20 protein-coding genes and 1 pseudogene are annotated in these 18,837 nt (G+C 37.4%); 1 reads left to right on the top strand and 20 read right to left on the bottom strand.

What is annotated here, in order from left to right; translation table 11 throughout:
* A partial coding sequence (locus BM084_RS04290) for a type IV secretory system conjugative DNA transfer family protein (protein ID WP_093302983.1) occupies nt 1-1,086 on the top strand: 1,086 nt, incomplete at its 5' end.
* Nucleotides 1,087-1,100: 14 nt separating this feature from the next.
* Here BM084_RS04290 and BM084_RS19495 read toward each other — a convergent pair.
* From BM084_RS19495 to BM084_RS04200, 20 genes and pseudogenes are all read right to left on the bottom strand, one after another.
* Nucleotides 1,101-1,235: a hypothetical protein gene (locus BM084_RS19495; RefSeq protein WP_262506665.1), complete on the bottom strand. Its 135-nt coding sequence runs from the start codon at nt 1,233-1,235 to the stop codon at nt 1,101-1,103.
* A 55-nt stretch (nt 1,236-1,290) separates the two neighbouring features.
* Nucleotides 1,291-1,464, bottom strand: a complete 174-nt coding sequence (locus BM084_RS19110; RefSeq protein ID WP_177195654.1) for a hypothetical protein — start codon at nt 1,462-1,464, stop codon at nt 1,291-1,293.
* Nucleotides 1,465-1,467: 3 nt separating this feature from the next.
* Nucleotides 1,468-2,466, bottom strand: a complete 999-nt coding sequence (locus tag BM084_RS04285; protein ID WP_093302959.1) for a sodium:calcium antiporter — start codon at nt 2,464-2,466, stop codon at nt 1,468-1,470.
* Nucleotides 2,467-2,493: 27 nt separating this feature from the next.
* Nucleotides 2,494-3,285 carry a cation efflux transmembrane domain-containing protein gene (locus tag BM084_RS04280; protein WP_177195653.1) on the bottom strand — a complete coding sequence of 264 codons (792 nt, stop codon included), beginning with the start codon at nt 3,283-3,285 and terminating at the stop codon, nt 2,494-2,496.
* Complete coding sequence (locus tag BM084_RS04275) at nt 3,282-5,828, bottom strand: heavy metal translocating P-type ATPase (RefSeq protein ID WP_093302957.1); 2,547 nt, start codon at nt 5,826-5,828, stop codon at nt 3,282-3,284. Before BM084_RS04275 ends, BM084_RS04280 begins: the two co-directional genes overlap by 4 nt.
* 4 nt (nt 5,829-5,832) lie before the next feature.
* Nucleotides 5,833-6,192, bottom strand: coding sequence for a SpoIIAA family protein (locus BM084_RS04270; RefSeq protein ID WP_093302954.1), 360 nt, complete (start codon nt 6,190-6,192; stop codon nt 5,833-5,835).
* 161 nt (nt 6,193-6,353) lie between these two features.
* Nucleotides 6,354-6,770: a Fur family transcriptional regulator gene (locus BM084_RS04265; RefSeq protein ID WP_093302977.1), complete on the bottom strand. Its 417-nt coding sequence runs from the start codon at nt 6,768-6,770 to the stop codon at nt 6,354-6,356.
* Entirely contained in the window at nt 6,763-7,119 is a 357-nt protein-coding gene (locus BM084_RS04260) for a P-II family nitrogen regulator (protein ID WP_093302952.1), read from the bottom strand. The genes BM084_RS04265 and BM084_RS04260 overlap by 8 nt, the downstream gene beginning before the upstream one ends.
* A 101-nt stretch (nt 7,120-7,220) precedes the next feature.
* A complete protein-coding gene (locus BM084_RS04255; protein ID WP_177195652.1) occupies nt 7,221-8,444 on the bottom strand; it encodes an efflux RND transporter periplasmic adaptor subunit in 1,224 nt (407 codons plus the stop codon).
* Between the two features lie 19 nt (nt 8,445-8,463).
* The gene (locus tag BM084_RS04250; RefSeq protein ID WP_093302950.1) at nt 8,464-12,897 is read right to left on the bottom strand and encodes a CusA/CzcA family heavy metal efflux RND transporter; all 4,434 of its coding nucleotides are present in this window, start codon (nt 12,895-12,897) and stop codon (nt 8,464-8,466) included.
* Between the two features lie 114 nt (nt 12,898-13,011).
* The gene (locus BM084_RS04245; protein WP_243729645.1) at nt 13,012-13,329 is read right to left on the bottom strand and encodes a DUF6660 family protein; all 318 of its coding nucleotides are present in this window, start codon (nt 13,327-13,329) and stop codon (nt 13,012-13,014) included.
* Between the two features lie 76 nt (nt 13,330-13,405).
* Nucleotides 13,406-13,591, bottom strand: coding sequence for a GDCCVxC domain-containing (seleno)protein (locus BM084_RS19380; protein ID WP_093302947.1), 186 nt, complete (start codon nt 13,589-13,591; stop codon nt 13,406-13,408).
* A gap of 93 nt (nt 13,592-13,684) precedes the next feature.
* Nucleotides 13,685-13,919, bottom strand: a pseudogene (locus tag BM084_RS04235) (ArsR family transcriptional regulator); the annotation flags it as partial.
* Between the two features lie 119 nt (nt 13,920-14,038).
* Nucleotides 14,039-14,218 (bottom strand): helix-turn-helix domain-containing protein, encoded by a 180-nt coding sequence (locus BM084_RS19660; protein ID WP_339654132.1) that lies wholly within the window; start codon nt 14,216-14,218, stop codon nt 14,039-14,041.
* Nucleotides 14,219-14,865: 647 nt separating this feature from the next.
* Nucleotides 14,866-15,030, bottom strand: a complete 165-nt coding sequence (locus BM084_RS19105; protein WP_166636578.1) for a hypothetical protein — start codon at nt 15,028-15,030, stop codon at nt 14,866-14,868.
* A 335-nt stretch (nt 15,031-15,365) separates the two neighbouring features.
* Nucleotides 15,366-15,686 carry a four-helix bundle copper-binding protein gene (locus BM084_RS04225; RefSeq protein ID WP_034892172.1) on the bottom strand — a complete coding sequence of 107 codons (321 nt, stop codon included), beginning with the start codon at nt 15,684-15,686 and terminating at the stop codon, nt 15,366-15,368.
* A 113-nt stretch (nt 15,687-15,799) separates the two neighbouring features.
* Nucleotides 15,800-16,807 (bottom strand): potassium channel family protein, encoded by a 1,008-nt coding sequence (locus BM084_RS04220; RefSeq protein ID WP_051931249.1) that lies wholly within the window; start codon nt 16,805-16,807, stop codon nt 15,800-15,802.
* A gap of 78 nt (nt 16,808-16,885) precedes the next feature.
* Nucleotides 16,886-17,164: a helix-turn-helix domain-containing protein gene (locus BM084_RS04215; protein WP_051931248.1), complete on the bottom strand. Its 279-nt coding sequence runs from the start codon at nt 17,162-17,164 to the stop codon at nt 16,886-16,888.
* 340 nt (nt 17,165-17,504) lie between these two features.
* On the bottom strand, nt 17,505-18,077 hold the full coding sequence (locus BM084_RS04205) for a DUF3347 domain-containing protein (RefSeq protein ID WP_051931246.1): 573 nt from the start codon (nt 18,075-18,077) through the stop codon (nt 17,505-17,507).
* A 37-nt stretch (nt 18,078-18,114) separates the two neighbouring features.
* Complete coding sequence (locus BM084_RS04200; protein ID WP_057481174.1) at nt 18,115-18,822, bottom strand: PepSY domain-containing protein; 708 nt, start codon at nt 18,820-18,822, stop codon at nt 18,115-18,117.
* Nucleotides 18,823-18,837: the final 15 nt, after the last annotated feature.

The raw sequence follows: 18,837 nt of genomic DNA, 5'->3' as shown, positions 1-18,837 counted from the left end.
AATCCTATTGCACCGCGGTATATGGAGAATGAAGAAGATATTAATGAGGTTTCTCGTGTCTTGATTGAGAACCTATTGGAACAAAAAGAATCGGGTGCGGTAGGCGTAGGAAAATTTTTTAATGATGCTGCGCAAGGACTAATCTCCGGTTTAATTTGGAAACTAAAGGTTTCATTTCCGAAATTTTGTACCCTCCCTCACCTCATTGCGATTTATCAATATTTGGACACCGATGAGCTTATTGGTTTTTTAAAATCAAACCAAACTTCACGGGCATTTGCAGATGCTTTTATAAGCGGTAAAGATTCCGAAAAACAAACTGCGGGGGTAAAGAGTACCCTTTCAACAGCTTTGATGAAAATTAGCAGTAAACGGATTTTTATGGCGTTGGCTGCAGATGATATTCCGCTAAATATTAATAATAAAGATAACCCGGTGGTAATCTCGCTTGTAAATAATCCCAAATACGATTCCTCCTATTCCCCGGTGATCGCTACGGTAATGCATACTATTGTAAAACAAATGAGCGTGAGGCATTCCAAATCATCTTTCCTACTTATTGAAGAAGCGCCAACTATAAGGTTATTAAATATGCATCGTATTCCAGCCACTCTTAGAAGCTATGATATAGCAACCGTTTATGTGATGCAGGATAAGATTCAGAATGATATGATGTATGGAGACAAAGCCAGTAAGGCTATTTTAAGCAATCTATCTTATCAATTCTTCGGAAAAGTTAATGATCCAGACACTGCAAGGTTTTATGAACGCTTTTTCGAAATTATTAAGGATGAAACAAAAACAGTAATGCGGGGTACCGGTTTAGATTTCGATACTAAAATATCAACGGGCGAAAAAGAAATTTACAAAGTAAGAGCGAATGTGTTTTTTGGTTTAAAACAAGGCGAGTTTATCACATACGCCGATGGGAAGGATAAAAAAGTACATTTTAAGCAGCAGCTAATTGAAAGGGAACTGCCTGAAGGAGGGCAATTCTTTTCAGATGAGGAAATCAATAAAAATTATATAAAAATATATAGGGAGGTACGTAATATTTGTAAGGCCTTTAAGGAAAAGAAAAGCTGAATTAGAATTTGAAATTACTCATAAAACCATTCTTCGGCTTTCATTATCCCTTGTTTTATGGCATTTTCTCTAGAATAGCCTTTTTCAACAACCAGTTTTTTTGCTATTTCTAGTGTTTTTTCTTTTATTTCAGGATCGAGCTCATCCAAACTGGTTTTAAATTATTCAAAGGTTCATTTCATAATTTCTTTTAATCCTAAAAAATCATAACCTTCTATTGGCTATTTCAGTCTTAGTTATTCCACGTTCAATAGCTTCTTCTTTTGAACAATTTTTGTTCAAATAGAAATCCCTCGCATAATTTAATGCTACTACTCTAATTTTTTCATCCAGCATATTGAGTCTCTCCTGGTAATCCTTAAATAAATCCTCCTTCATTTTTTAAAATAGTTTTAAAACAAAAAAGACCATAGTCAATAGATACACGATATACGCCGCATCGAAAACGAATATTTGGCATTTGCTGAACCCGTGAAGCTCCTTGCTTTGATGTACAAATAATGAATATAAAAGTGGCATCAACCCTACAAAAGCCAGGTTAACCCAGAACAATTGAAAATCTTCGATAGGGGTTGTTACCAATGCCAAAGGAAAAAATGCTATCGTCATGGTAACGGCATTATCTGCAATCACGCTCGTGGTTCCCGCGGTCACTTCACCTCCTTTTACCACACTCCAAGTTTTAAATATTTCTGGGGCAGTCGTCATTATTCCGGTAATAAACAGCCCTCCAACAATTTCAGAAATGTTCAACACCGAAACAATATTTTCCGTAGCCTTAACAATAAAAAAAGCACCCAAAGCTATAGCCATAGCTCCGGCTACTGATAACCATACCTTCTTTTTATCCCATTCAACATTTTCGCCCTTTTCCCTGCCTTTTATAATGGCGTGCGTTAAAAAGGCAGCATAGGCCGCCAGCATTATCCACCCATCAATAGGTTGTAATCCCCGCCATGCTTTTGGTAGTGTTAGTATAGCCACTAAAGCGATAATTACCAGGTAGGGTATAGATAATACCGCAACGGAACGTTTGTTTAGAGCCAGCAGGTTGGCATCCAAATGTTTTTGATGCTCCTTGTTGTTTTTAAATTTCTTTCTGGAAGCGAAATAGGCAATGGTTACCATGAGTGGGATGGAAATTATATTGGAACCCAGCAAATTTCCCAACCCGATATCAGATACACCACGGGCGGCGCTAGTAATATTTATTGCCACTTCGGGACTTGCCGTTACAATTGCAAGAAAAGCGGCTCCGGCAGAAGCCGTCAGACCCCACTGTTTACGAAGCATTTTTAAGGGGGTTAGAAGTTGATCAGCCCCCCAATGAGCAGCCCACGCCGCAAGTATTAAAACGCCTATCCACAACCAGACATTCATTTTTATCGTTCTTTTTTTATATTACTCTCATCGTGAAAGCTTCAATATTTTAATCGCCCCACGCATCACAAATGTGAAGACAATACCTCCAATGATCAAATCTGGCCATTTACTTCCTAAAAAATAAACCAAAACTCCCGCCAAAATTACACCGCCGTTCACGATAATATCATTTGAAGTAAAAATGGCACTAGCTTGCATGTGGACTTCGTTACTTTTACCCTTGTTGATTAGCCATAATGAGATTAAGTTTCCGGCAAGTGCTAAAAAAGAAATTATAATCATCCATTGAAATAAGGGAGTTTCACTACTCATAAAAAACCTGCGCAAGACTTCTATAAATCCAAGAGTCGCCAGTAACATTTGAAAGTACCCACTAAATTTCGCGACCTTCTTTTTTCTTGAAACGGCACCACCTACTGCAAATAAACTTAGCGCATATACGATCGAATCTGCCAGCATATCGAGCGAATCTGCAATAAGGCCCATCGAAGAAGATATCCAGCCGGTGATCATTTCAACAAGAAAAAACCCAAAATTAATACCCAACACCCACCAAAGAATATTTTTTTGTTTGGTTTCGTTTTCCCCAACAGGAACTTCCGCCTGTTCTGATCCTATAAATTTATCGCCTAATTTTAATTCTGAAAGCGAGGAATGAATAGCCTCAATCCCTTCCCGATGATACACTTCAAGTTTTCGATTGGGAATATCAAAGTCCAGATATTTTATCTGTTCATAAGATTCCAGTTTCATCCTAATCATCTGCTCCTCGGAAGGGCAGTCCATTTTACTGACTATAAAAACGCTTTTGTTCATTTTTTATAAGCTAAAAGTCTTAAAGCGTTGAAAACTACCAAAAGTGTGGAACCTTCGTGTATAACTACCGCCACTCCTATGTTAGCGAAACCAAAAATGGTAGCAGGAATAAGCAAAGCTACAATTCCCAGACTTACCCAAAGGTTCTGCTTGATTATAGCCTTTGCCTTTCTACTCAGTCCGATGGCAAAAGGGAGGGTTTCCAACTTATCGGCCATGAGGGCAATATCCGCCGTTTCCAGGGCAACATCGCTACCAGCAGCTCCCATGGCAATTCCCACCGTGCTATTTGCCATGGCAGGGGCATCGTTCACACCATCACCTACCATTGCTACCTTAGATTCCTTTTCTTTCAGTTTTTTTATTGCTTCCACTTTTTCCTCTGGCAGTAAACTCCCCCAGGCATCCGTCAAGCCTATTTCCTCTGCCACGGCATCAGCTACATTTTGGTTATCGCCGGTAAGCATGATCATTCGTTTAATTCCTATTTCTTTCAATTCAGAAAGCGTCTTTTTTGCTGCCTCCCGAGGAGTATCCATTAAGGCGATAATACCAATATATTTTTCATTTTTTCGAATTAGCATGGTAGTATTCCCTCCACCTTCAAGGTCACGGACTTTCGTAGTTATTTCTTCAGATGGAATATGATCATTCAGCTCTTCATATAAATCAAGGTTCCCAATAAAAATCTTATCATTTCCTAAAGTCGCTTTAATACCTTTACCCAAAACCGCTTCCAGGTTGGAGGCATCTGGGATTTCCTCGCCTTCCATGCGCTCCTTTCCATCACGAACTACAGCTTTTGCCAGGGGATGATCACTCAAACTTTCCACGGCTACTGCTATTTTGAGCAATTCATTTTCTGAATTTTCCCCAAGTGGTACTACTTGTGTAAGTTTTGGCTTTCCTTCCGTTAGAGTCCCGGTTTTATCAAAAGCCAGGGCGGTTAATTCTCCCAGATCCTCCAGGGGTCGTCCCCCTTTGATTAATACCCCGCCGCGGGCCGCTCTGGCCACTCCACTCAATACGGCACTTGGAGTGGAGATTGCCAACGCACAGGGACTTGCAGCTACCAGTACCGCCATTGCCCGGTAAAAGCTGGCGCTAAATGACTCGTCAATTACTAAGAACGCGAATAAAAGAATGCCAACCAAAATAAGGACGGACGGCACAAAATATTTTTCGAATTTATCGGTGAGCAACTGAGTAGGTGATTTTTGGGTCTGGGCTTCATTAACCAATTTGACCAGCCTTGACAAAGTAGAATCTTTAGCTGCTTTGATCACTTTAATTTCCAAAGTACTGTTCCCATTGATAGTTCCGGCAAAAACGCGGTTTTCATCTTTGATATCATCTACCTCTGAGTAATCCTTTTCAACATCTTCTACGGGAACTTTATCTACCGGTACACTCTCCCCGGTTATTGGAGCCTGATTTACACTGCTCTTCCCATCTACCACTACTCCATCTGCTGATATTTTACTATTAGGTTTCACCACAATGATATCGCCAATATTTAGTTTTTCGATACCAACTTCTTCCGTTTCACCATCTTTTTTGAGCAAAGCTGTTTTTGGCGCTAGTTCTGCCAATGCGGCTATAGATTTTCGTGCTTTGTTCATTGCATAATGCTCCAGGGCATGCCCCAGGCTAAAAAGGAATAACAACAAGGCCCCTTCTGCCCATTCCCCTAGTATAGCCGCTCCAATAGCTGCGACCAGCATGAGAAAATCAATTTCAAAACCACCTTTGGCTACAGTTTCTACAGCTTCTTTCGCGGTATAAAATCCTCCAAATAAATAGGCTCCAATATAAAGCGCAAGGCTAACCCATTGGGGAACTGAATCAACAAAGGATAAACCAAATCCTATCCCCAGTAAAATACCACAAATAATTGCAAATATAAGTTCTGTATTTTTTCCAAAAATACCTCCGTGGGCGTGTGAATGTTCTTCCCCGTCCCCGTGGCTATCAGCTTCTTTAGGATTCTGGACACTCTTATCTTTATGGCTGTGTTCTTTGCCCCATTTATCTTGTTTACTTAATTTCTTAGAAGCTTTTTCTGTAAATTCAAAACCATTTTCATGACCAGAGGAGCTTTTTTTAACTTGTAGGTTTTCCTTTTCGAGATTTGCTCTTATCCCTTCAAAACTGGTCTCACGCTTGTCATATTCCAGGCGGATCATTCCTCCGGCATTGGCGGAAGCTTCCAAAACGCCTTCGATATCTAGCAGACTCTTTTCTATAGTTCTTGCATGGCGGGTATGTCTAATCCCCTCAACCTCTAAAAGAAGATGACCATATTTTTCTGTAATTTTTGCCCCTGCATTTTCCGCCAAAGATTGAATTCGGTCAATGGAGATAATGTCCGGGTCATAGTGAAAGCACAGTTCCGGCACCCTGTCTTGCTGATCATCTGTTATATGTACTTTTTCAAGACCCTCTTCGGATTCTAAATCCCTAATAAGCCTTTGCACACAAGTGTCTTTTTCATTAGGCACCTGGGGTAACAATACCGGAATTTTTAGTTGTAGCTTTTTCATATCCCTATTGGTTTAATATCCATCTTTTAGCTTCTTCCTTTTCATTAAGGTCGAAAAATTTAACTTCCGAGCTTGTAAAAAAATCAGTGGCTTTAGCAGCCCATTGCTGCCATTCTTTTTCACCCACAAACGCCATTTTTCCATAATCTGAAATATGGGCGGTATCAACTTTCAAATCTGCCCAAAGACCTTTTAGATCATAACCTTTAAAGTTAATTAGTTCGAAAAAGAAATCCACCTTATCCCCACTTTTGACAATATTATGTATCAAAGGATGGATTTTCTCAATATCCTCCTTAGTGATCTTACCGCTTATTGAAGCGTATATCAAATTGCTTTTTTCGACATTTTTGATTCGTATCATTGTTTTAAATTTTTATGAGAGATCGATCTTTGCTGTAATTTAAAATATTTGCTTTTATATATTTTACACACATCCTTTTAATACCAAATTTACACCGGTTATTTCATATTTATCCGGTAAGTTTATTTGCTGAACTTTATTGGAGAAACAACAAAGTATAATTAATCGCCACTACATTTCTCACATATTCCCTTTACTACCAGGTTTACATTTTCTGCCATATATCCCTCTGGTAGGTTTATATGCGGAATTTTATGATCGGTCAAACAAACAGTTTCATCACAATTATTACAGTGAAAGTGGATGTGTAAGTCCTGTTCTACTTCGCAATTACAATCACTTTCACAGAGCGCATATTTTGGTATCCCTGTACCATCATCTATTTGATGTACAATATCCTTTGCTTCAAATGTGCGGATTGTTCGAGATAATGTAGCCCGATCTGCTTTTCCAAAGGCATTTTCAATTTCGGTAAGCGTTACAGCTCTGTCTTTTTTAGCCATGAATTTATAGATCAGGATACGCATGGCTGTTGGCCGAACTTCATGTGCCTCTAAAATTTTTTCGATATCACTCATTTCCATCGTTTTTTAATCCAGATCGTTTCAAAGATTCTCCAGTTTTAATTCGGAAGGCATCTTCAATATCGGAAAGGTAAATGATTCCGTCACCGGGTTCAGTTGTTTTAGCATTCTCAAGGATAATATCTATTGCTGATTGTGCTTCTTCATTTTGACATACCAGTTGCAACTTTACCACCGGACTGTCGGTTACACGGAAATCCAAAGAAGGCGACGCGCCTTTTGCTTTAAATGCCCCGGTACCTTCCCCCTGAGACAGTGTCATACTTTTGAATCCACTTTCACTAAGGGATTCTATCACTTTTTGAACCCGTTTTGGTTTTATAAATGCTTTTATTTCTTTCATCGCTTTTTTATTAATTCTTTATTAAGGATGAACCCTCTGGAATTTTATTTAAGACAAACATTTTACAGAGAGCCCATCCATCTAAATTTTTAAAGCTCAATTTAATGACCATGAGAGGTTTGGCTTTTCTGCATTTCAGATACCAGGTAATAGGCATTGTTATACGCAACTAAAGTACCTTCTGGAAGGGGCTCCAACAGTTTAATTTCTACCCATCCATCTTCATTGATCCCCGTTCTTACCTGCACCGGTTTTAATTCCCATTCTGTTTTACCCTCTTGCTGATGTTTTTGTGCCGTAAAGATGTAAGGATTTCCCTCTTCTTCTATCACCGCCTCTTCCGGTAGAGCAGGTACGGTTTGTTCTCCTGTCCTAATTTTTCCTTTGATATACATTCCCGGAATGAGGTAATCTTCCTTATTATCTATTTCTGCATGAATATGCACCGCTTTAGGATTTTGTTCAAATTGCTTCCCCACTGAATATATTTTTCCTGTGAGATTACTTCCGGGGACTGATTCCAGCCTAAAAGAAATCTTTTGACCTTCCTTCACCTTATAAATATCTTTTTCGAAAACCATTAGATCGGCATGAACATGCTCATTATCTACCACCATAAACATGCTGGTTTGAGGTTCCACATATTGGCCAATTTGAACCTTTACTTTTTCTATATAGCCAGCAATAGGACTAACTATAGGCACGTATTCGTAGAGGGTGCCGTTTCTTATTTGGGAAGCGCCTAAATTTAACTGCCTTAATTGGGATTCGTAACCACTCACCTCTCCCTTTACCGACTGAAAATCTGCCTGTGTTTGTTGAAAAGTTTTCCCGGAACCAACTTCTGCCTCATACAAACGTTTTTGTCTTTCAAATTCTTTTTCCAAGAACTGCATCCGGTTATAGGCATTGATATAATCTGTTTGCATTTTAGTTAAATTGGGATGGGATAGATACGCCAGTACCTGACCTTTATTTACCTTATCCCCTTCAATAACTTTTATTGAATTAATATTACCCCCTAATACAGCTGTAACGGTAGCTTCATATTGAGGAGGAACCTCTAATTGTCCATTTGCTTCTACTATTCCAGATAATGCTTTATTTGGTAAGGTGTCCACCTTGACCCCTAAACTATTGAATTTCATTTCTGAAAGATAAACCGAGCGCATCCCGCCTTCTTCTCTTTCAGGTTCTTTTTCATTCGTAGTTGAATCTTCAGTTTCGTGAGAAGTAGTTTCTGATGTATCAGAATTTTCTTTACACCCAAAGAACAGGCTGAATGATAGGGCGAGCATTAGAATATTTATTGATCTTTTATTCATATCGTTTTTCTTTCTAGTTTTAGTTTGATTTTTCGAGGTAATATTCGAGTTGATAACGGCTTTCGAGATAATTATCAAAAGCACTCCAGGCATTTACCTCGATTCTAATGGCATCTCTTATATTTTGAAGGAAGGTTACATAATCTATAGCACCTTCTTTAAATGCCAATACAGTTCCTTCCTGTTGCTCTTTAGCCAAGGGAAGCGCTTCATCCTTATAATAATTCCATGAATTTCTCCATTTGATGAATTCTTCCCGCATATTTTTATATGCAGTTTCCAGCTCGAGTTTATCCTGGTAAAAATTTTGCTCTGCAATCTTTCGATTTACTTGTGCTTCCTGGGTACGGCCTAATTCAGGTCCAAGGAATAAAGGAATTTGAATTCCTATTTGATATTGGAAGAAACCCGATTGCCCATTAATTTCCTGCCTGGCATACTGTCCCTGAAATTTTGGTAGAAATTCAGATTTCCGTTCTCTGGTTAAGGCTTTTGCAACATTAACTCTCTGTTCTGAAACCTCAAGAGCCGGGTGGGTTTTGAGTGACTCTGTCAGAAAATTTAAAGGTTCATCTAATGCTTCAGCGGGTAAATCTGGTACATCATAGATCGTATCACTAACAAACCATAAGTTTAAACGCTGCAATGATTTCAGGTAATTTCGATAAGCTTGTTCCAGTTGTATTTTTACTTCGTTTCCCTGGTTGGAGGTAGCAAGGTATTCCAGTTTAGAGGTAGCTTCTGTTTCATACCTGATTCGTGCAGCTCTTTCAATGTCTTCAAAAATTGAATCCATTTTCTTATATACCTGATACCTCTTTTTACTTGTATAAACTGAAGACCAGGCCCTGCTTACTTCACGTTCCACTTCTAAGGTATTTAGTTCTAAAGCATTTTCAGCAAGGGCCGCCTTTTCTTTTTGCAATTTTAACCGGGGGGCAATTCCAAAAACATCTATGCCTTGTTGTTGAACACCAATTTGAGTATAGATTCCATCAGAACCATTTCCTACCTCTTCTTTTCCAGTAAAGATTTGGGTATTCCCAAAATCATAAGCGGTTTTACGCAGTACTTCTTCACTTTCAATTTCAAGCTGGGCGGCTTTTAGCTGAGGAAAGTTTTTGATGGCTATTTCGCGGGCTTCTGTCAAACTTATGGTCTGTAAAGTATCCTGTTGTGGATATTCAGATGAAACAGCATCAGATTGTGCATTTACGGAAAAGGTTCCGCCTAACATCAAGCCAATTATCAAAATCGTAGCTAAAGATCGCGTATTGGAAGAACCTAGATTGTTCTGTTCCTTCTTCTCACGTCTTCTCTCCACGAGGGTATATAACACTGGTAATACAACCAGCGTAAGCAAGGTAGCCGTAAGCATACCACCTATAACCACCGTAGCAAGTGGTTGTTGAACTTCTGCACCTGCAGATGTGGAGAATGCCATTGGTAAAAAACCGAAAATATCTGTTGTTGCTGTTAACATAATAGGTCGTATTCGTTCTTTGGTTCCTGTAAAAATTCTATCTTTTATACTGGTTACTCCTTCTTCTTTCAAAGAATTGAATCTATTTATTAGTACCAGTCCGTTTAAAACTGCAACACCAAACAGAACAATGAAGCCTACACCTGCGGAAATGCTAAATGGCATACCTCTTAACCAAAGGGCAAAAACACCTCCGATAGCAGCCAATGGTATCGCCATATAGATCATGATAGATTGCGAGAAAGATTTTAAGGCAAAATACAGAAGCACGAAAATCAGAAATAAGGCTATCGGTACCACAATCACTAATCGATCTTTGGCATTCTGAAGGTTTTCGAACTCCCCTCCATAAGTAATATAATAACCGGGTGGCAATTCTAATTCCTCATCTAATTTTTGCTGGATGTCGTTAACCACAGATTCCACATCCCTTCCCCGTGCATTTACACCCACATAGGTTCTTCTGTAGGTGTCATCTCTCGAAATTTGCATAGGTCCAAGAACATATTCAATATCTGCTATTTCTTTGATTGGTACCTGGGTTCCATCTGGCAGGTCGATATACATTCCTCGTAAGTCATTAATATTCTTTCTATGGTTTTCATCAAACCTTACAACTAAATCGAATCGTTTTTCACCTTCAAAGATCACCCCGGCCGTTCCTCCGGCAAAAGCAGTACTTATATAATCATTAACTTTCTGAATGTCCAGTCCGTATTGGGCAATTTTATCACGGTTAAATCTAACTGTCATTTGTGGTAGACCGGAGGTTCTTTCAGCATTCACATCTCCTGCACCAGGTACGGTTTGGATAATATTAGCCATTTCCTGCACCTTTTCTGACAATACTTCTAAATCTTCACCATATAACTTTACCGCAATATCTTCTCGAACCCCTTCTAATAACTCATTAAATCTCAATTCTACGGGTTGCGTAAACACTAAATTAACCCCTATAAGATCTTCATTTAGTTTTTCCTTGATCTGTTCAATAAGCCCTTCCTTAGTTTCAGAAGATTCCCATTTGTCTTTGTCTTTTTCCAGGATTAGGTACATATCGGCAATATCCATTGGCATGGGATCTGTGGGAATATCAGCTACTCCAATCCTAGCCGTTACCGTTTTAATTTCAGGAAAGTTTTCTAAGAGTATGTTCTCTATTTTTTTAGAAACTTCTATGGACTCTGTTAATGAACTTCCTGGTCTTATTAATGCCTGCATGGCGATATCCCCTTCATCAAGTTGAGGAACAAATTCTCCTCCCATTCTGGAAAAAAGAAAACCGGCTAAAACAAGCAGTACTACCGCAGATCCTATAACCATCAATTTCAGTTTTAATGCTCCTTTCAATAAAGGCATATAAACTTTTTGTATTCCGCCAATTATCTTATCGCTTATTTTCTCCAGCCAGCGTTCAAATTTTCCAAACCAGTTCTTTTTATTCTGAATTGGTTTCATAAATAAGGCCGACATCATAGGTACATAGGTAAGACATAAGAAGATAGCACCTATCATGGCAAAACCGAAAGTGTACGCCATCGGCTTAAACATTTTACCTTCGACCCCGGTAAGAAAAAGAATGGGTGTAAATACGATAAGAATGATAATTTGTCCAAAAAATGCAGAACCCATCATCGTACTTCCGGCATCATAGGCTACCTCATCCATTTTCGCCTGATTGAATTTTACTTTTCCAGACCTAATTCGTTTTTGTATTTCATATACTGTACCCTCAATGATAATCACAGCACCGTCTATAATAATTCCAAAGTCAATAGCTCCCAAACTCATTAGATTGGCCCAGACATTGAATTGCCTCATTAATATAAAAGCAAAAAGAAGTGATAATGGGATGGTAGTAGCGGTTATAAGTCCACCTCTTAAACTACCTAGTAATATCACCAGGGCAAAAATCACGATTAAAGCACCTTCCAGTAAATTTGTTTTAACGGTGTCGGTTGTTCGTGCTATTAACTCACTTCGATCAATTATTGGTGCTATGGTCAAACCTTCAGGAAGGGACTTCTCGACTTCAGCCATACGATCCTTGACATCCTGAATGACCGCGTTGGGATTCGCACCTTTCAGCATCATGATGATTCCTCCAACGGCTTCCTCCCCATCCTGGGTAAAAGCTCCGTAACGTACCTGATTACCAAACTGAACATTTTCCGCAACATCACCAATCGTTATTGGGATTGCATTTTCCGTGGTAATCGCAATTTTCTTGATATCCTCCAGTGAACGGATTAAGCCCTCACCCCTAATAAAATTTGACATTTTATTTTTCTCGATATAAGCCCCACCGGTATTCACATTGTTCCGTGCCAGCGCCTCATAAACTTCAGAGATACTTATACCCATACTGTTTAATTTCTCTGGGTTGATTGCTACCTCATATTGCTTTATGGAACCACCAAAAGAATTCACTTCCACTACACCTTCGAGTAAGGTAAGTTGTCGCTTGACTATCCAGTCCTGAATAGTTCGCAGTTCCAGGGGGGAATATTCAGTTTCGTATCCTTCTTTTGGCTTTATGGTGTATTCATAAATTTGACCTAATCCGGTTGAAATGGGGCCCATAGCAGGACTTCCAAATTTATCAGGAATGGTCTCTCCCAATTCGTTAAGTTTTTCTTGTACTAGTTGACGTGGGAGATAGGTCCCCATATTATCTTTGAAAACAATAGTAACTACCGAAAGGCCAAAGCGTGAGATAGAGCGAATCTCTGTAACCCCAGGTAAATTACCCATCGAAAGTTCTACGGGATAGGTTACAAATTGTTCAATGTCTTCTGTAGCAAGATTAGGTGATTGGGTGATCACCTGAACCTGGTTGTTGGTAATATCTGGTACCGATCCCAGATTTACGGTGGACATGGACCATATACCCGTTCCTATAAGTGCCAAGGTGAGTAGCCCAATAATAAATTTATTATTAATGGAAAATGAAATGATTCTATTGATCATATAAAAAAATTAATTCAGTTAAACATCTCGATATTCCCTAAGTAGAGAGAGTCGATATACTGGTCTGAAGAAGTTATAGGACTTCAGATATAACTATCCTATAAAAAAACTGAATTAAACTTTTGGAGGATCTAAAAAGGAAAGTATAGGTTCTTCCACTGAACTATCAAAATGAAGAAAAGCTTTTGATGGAATTTCCGCAATCAAAGCTTTGAAATTTGAAGAACCAAAATCTACTGTATGCACATGGCAGCAATGACAACTACAAAAAGGAGGGCATAAATCCACTACTTTATCATGTGAATGGTCGAAATCTAAATCCTGGGCAGCAATCACTGTTACTTCTGAATCAGAATTCAATTGTGAAGTATCATTATCATTACAGGCTAATAAATTAAGCCCGAGTACATAAAGCGATAATATGAGTGCCATTATTTTCACATTACAAAGATAATTAAATATGCATGCACAGGGTATGCAAAGTAAACCATCAGCCTCTATTATTTTTTTAAATTGGTGGGCAAGATTCAGTTCGGTATGAACAGTAAACACAACAAATACCTCCTTTTGGTTTTAAAACCGTTTTACAATTCCCACCCTCGTAAAAAATTGGCAAGATTCTACTAACATTACTTCTCTTTTTTTGCCCACATTCAGGATAGGTGATTTCTGATTTTAATATAGTAGTTTCCATTAACTTTTTCTTTTGTCGGTTACCTTATAACGTGTTGTGTTATTTGTTTGCTAAATTTCCATATCGCTTGTTCCAGCAATTAGTGTCAAGACAGATATTCTGAGATACGGCGGGAACACTCATTTTAAGAATGTCAGCTATATCGCAAGGGCACAATTCATTCTCTATGTTCAACAGGAATAGGATTTTCAGTCGTACCCCGCTTTCCGCAAGAGACAGAATTTTGCTTATTGCCTTAAAGCCGTCCGAATTATTATATTGTTTCCTTGGAAGACGATATTTGCTTCTTGTCCCCTTCATTCCGTGGAGAAGTTATTTCTAGGCTCATCTTTTTTTACTCAAAGTAACAACAATTATATATTTATCGTATGATTTAACAAAATACTTGAATAATAATGCAAATAACTGTAAACTTTTAAACAATCCTTGGTTTTTAAAATCCTTTAATCAAATCTCATCCAATGACTTTCGGTGTTTGTCCACAGATTTCTTAAACTGCGTGGGTGCTATTCCCATTACTTTTTTGAACTGATTGCTTAAATAGGCAACGCTACTATAATCTAGTTTAAAAACTATCTCACTTAAAGTCAATTTATAATAATCAATGAATTCTTTAACACATTCAATTTTCTGGTTGATGATGTATAACTCAAATGCTATGCCTTCTACAGCAGAAAAAAAGAGCTAAGGTACTTATAGTTAAGATGTAATTTTTCACTTATAAATTCTGGCCATTTTATATCGAAAAACTTATTGGAGTGGTGAATTTTTTCCACTACCAGGCTTTTCATTTGTTCAATGAGTTGACTTTTTCGATCGGTTTTTAGACTAAAACCAGAATTCCGAAGTTCTTTTTTCAAAAGGTTTTTGTTTGTTCATTTAATTCTTATTCTAAATATACTTCACCCAGTTTGATGACACTGTAAGAAATTTTCAACTTATCTAAGATAAACGCGACTGAGCTTATACAGCGTGCACACACCATATTTTTAATATAAAGAGTTGGAGTTATAAAGTTAATTACCGGGACCATAGAATATTCTTAGTCTGCCCAAAAATGCGCAAAGGAGCCACGAATCCACCAATAAATTGTAGAAAGTATTCGTGGATTAGTGGCATAATATAATATAAATATGTCTTTAAGGTAAATTCATTAGGCCCAAACATCTTAAATTATTTAGAAGTACCCGCATTATTCTGGTCATTTAAAATGGAACTTAAATTGATAACTCGATAAAGAGTATTAATCATAATTTAGGTTTTAAATATATACTCTAAGCCATAAAAGCAAAAGAAATGGCAGCAAATAAGGCTGCGAAAAATAAAATAACCAAAGCAAGAATACCATAAATTTTATCTTTTTTAGAAATAGTATCTTTCTTGTATTTTGTCTTTTTCCGGTTTTTATTTTTTCTTCTATCTCTTCTATTTGCACTCATTATATTATATTTATATGATTGGTAAAATTGTCCAGTTAAGAGTTATTTCTTATAATTAGCTAAGAATCAAAAGATATGATCGTCCTAATTTTATTAAGTAACCTCAGGCAAAAAACCGCCCTGAAATTACTTTAAACGCATATATGAAAGTGAAAGGAAAGAGTAGTTTTTAAGGACTGCGAAAGCACAAAATATTATAGATTAAGAGCATCAAACTGGCAATTGACCAGTTGCGACCTCAAAAACATTGAGGTAGTTTTCAAATAGGTTCAAAAACTAACATAGCCTGCTAAATCGTAAATAAAAACCCGGCCTAAACCGGGTCCCAGTTACAATTAAGCCAGATAAGCTTCACAAGCTTCTACACATTCTCTACAAGCCTGCGCACAATCCTTGCAGTGTTGATGATCATGCTTATCGCATTCATCTGCACAATCCTGACATACCTTTTTACAATATTCAACCAGGGCATTCACATCGCTATAACTCGTGGCTAAAATTTGATTTAAAGCAGCACAGGCTTCAGCACATACCCTGTCAATTCTAATGCAATCTTTCATCATCTTTACATTGTCTTCATCAAGACAGGCATCAGCACAATAATTGCAATGGTTAATACAATTTCCAAGTGCATTAATTAATTTTTCATTTCTCATAATATTGATTTTTAATGGTTTATGTCGAAATTATAAACTAAAAACCAAAGTGGGTTTTAAAATTATGCTAAGATCTTTCAATTTTAAAGGTATTTAACAAAGTCCTTAAAATTTTAAGGCTTTTTTTCTTCTAATTGTGTCCATTTCCAGCCATCCTGCAATAATAAGGTCTTGAAAAATCTACGTTTTTTCATAAATTTTTCTTCTATATCTTTTTGTTCTATAGTGGTAGACACCAAGCCGTGTTCCTGCAAAATTGCAACCGAAATTTTTGCAGTATTTTTTTCTTTAATATTGATATGGGTAACTTCAGATATAATTTTAAAATAATTTTCAAAAGCTACAATCAAAGGCCGAATATCTTCTAAGGGGGGCTGTTTTTCCTTTTTTATTTTATGGGTAAGGATAACTAATGCCTCGTATAGGCGCGCCAGTTGCAAAACTACATTGTTACTTTGATTTGGGTTGTGGAAATAATGAATAACCGGATATGTTCTATGATGCTGGCTGTATTTAATAATAGAGTCGGATATATCATCAATTTTATTCGTCAGTCTTGAAAAGTCTTTTTTATTCCAGGAATTAAGTACAATTTCTTGCGGTGTGCTTCCTAAGGTACTAAGTTTTATCCCCAATTTTTGTTGGTCTATAACTGCTGAAAGAACGGGAATAAAATAAGTTACCGACATAGTAAGAAGAATAAGACCTGTAAAGGAATAAATAGTGGTTAGTAGCCTCCAATAATTTCCTGCCGCTATAAAATCACCAACGCCCAGAGTGGAGAGGGTAAAACCGCTATAATATATTACCTCCCATAATCCTGCGGTGGTCTTGGTGGAACTTTGAATTATTGATCCAGGATTGGAATATAAAATCAACACCATACTACTCCACAGGGCAAAGACCCAAATTATTACAATTGCAATAAGCAGGATATAACCTGCATGACTTAAAAATTTTGAGCTTCCGTCTTTGCCAGAAATATTTAAAAATCCTTTCCAGAAAAAATGGGAAAACCGGCTGGTTAACCACCCCCCACCCTGCAAGGAAAGAGTTGTTTGAATAACATCTAACACAATTAATAGATAAATAATTATGCCTAAGATTGAAAGAATGTTCATATTTTATGCTTTATTTTATTTGACCTAAGTAGCCCCTTGAACAAGCTAACCCTGTTAAACTTCCATACCAAGGGAAACTTAGACCATATTTATACTTTTCCGGTCTTTTACTTGTAACTTCCTATAACCTGAAGGGGAAAGCCCAGTTGCCTTTTTAAATGAAGTTGAAAGATAGGCGGCTGTGGAATATCCAAGGTTATCTGCAATCATCGCGATACTCCAATCATCGTAATTTAAAAGTTCTTTTACGCGTTCAATTCGAACCGAGATGTAAAGCTGCTGAATACTCTGTCCCTCCCTATCTGTAAAGATGTGGGTTATATGTCTATAATCGAAGTGCAGGTGCGAGCTAGGCATAGTTGAAAATTTATCGTTTGCGGTGTCTTTTGAATAAACCTTTTTAGTAATTAAGGATTTTATCTAATTAATTTTTCATTACGGCTTTCAATGATCTCGAACCCTAATTTTTCAAATTCTGTTTATAGTTGCTCTTTCTCAACAGCAGAGAGCTTCCTTTCTATAATGGCCTCACAAAGGTTTACCACGGAAAAAGGAATATTCAAATTATTAAAAATTTCTTTTACCACTATAAGCACCTCTAGCACACCACGTTTATTTATGCACCCTTTATTTACTTTGACCCAAAAACTTTTGAACAACCTACAAGGTGCGAAAACCAAGCAAGTTATTCTTACGCTTATTTGATTGTTTCTTGAACTCTACCACATTTCAACATTTTATTTCCGTAATATGGATTAAAAATATCTTTTGAATTTGAATACCAATAGTCTCCTTTTCCTTCAAAAGCCATGGGGCAGTATTGCTTATAGATTTCTCCAGAGGCTAATGCATTCCTTAAAACAGGTTCCATAGCTTCTGTAAGTTTAGAAAAAGCTTCCCGCTGCTTATTTATATTACCGCTTTCTGCAATTTCATTTGCAATAGCCACTATACCCTTCTTATTGGTTGCCGTTTCCGCAAGTTCTGCTGCTTTTGCACTAGCGGCTTGGGAATTGGTATTTACAAATGCGTCTTTAATAGCTACATACAGGTCATAGAGATCAGCAGTTTTTTCATCCTTAAATTCTGCTTGCAATCCTTCATCCTCATAGCCTTTTGCTTCAGCATTTTCATCAATGTTTGGCTGGTGCATTTCATTTTGCATAGGCTTTGGGGCATCCTTTGTGTTTTGGTCATTTTTACAGGAGAATATCGCTAAACTTCCAGCAATGAGACTTAAAACTGTTATGCTTCTAATTATTTTTTTCATTTTCCGATTTTATCGCTATTAATGTTCAAAATTAGGTTTATTTGAATTTTTTTTGAAATTTTCTTATTGATGGTGATGAAATATACCAGAGTAAAAAACCGCTCAAGACCGTTATAAGGCCCATAAGAGAAAAAATACGTAGTATAAGGTTATTAAAATCGTCCCTTCCTTCGTAATCCATGGTATGGGTCATCCAAAGAAAATCGAACCAACGCCAGTCGCGATAACGTACCGTTTTAAAACTTGCATCGGTAGCACCCACATAGGCTTTTAGGTTTTTAGGTTGGGCATAATTAATAACATAAGCCGGAAAAGATCCACTACGGTATTCATGATGATCCCCGACTTTGTTGATTTTTTCTACTGAAATTATTTTAAAATCATCTTTTACATATCGTTGCGCAATATTCTTGGCATCTTCTTCTGAAATTTCATCGATAACTTTGCCATCTTGTGCGTGTACCAGTTTTTCGTTGTTTACAAAATAGTAAGGCATTCCCGAAACTTCTTTTAAACTAATACTATGAATTTTCATTTCTGGAATGAGCGTGGAAATACCGGCAAGATTTTCAAAATTTGAAGTTTCAGGAGGCAATTTTTTAAAGTGATCTCCGTGAATTTCATCGATATCGGTCCAGCTAAAATACATCCCGCTAATAGTCCACATCAAGAACTGAATGCCTATAAAGATTCCCAGATATCGATGGGCTTTACGAATTTTCATCGCTGTTTTTCTCTTCACCATTTCTAATTAACTTCC

Source organism: Salegentibacter agarivorans (assembly GCF_900113135.1).
GTDB lineage: Bacteria > Bacteroidota > Bacteroidia > Flavobacteriales > Flavobacteriaceae > Salegentibacter > Salegentibacter agarivorans.
The sequence above is the reverse complement of the archived record's forward strand: the minus strand, read 5'-3'. Positions and strand labels throughout refer to the sequence as shown.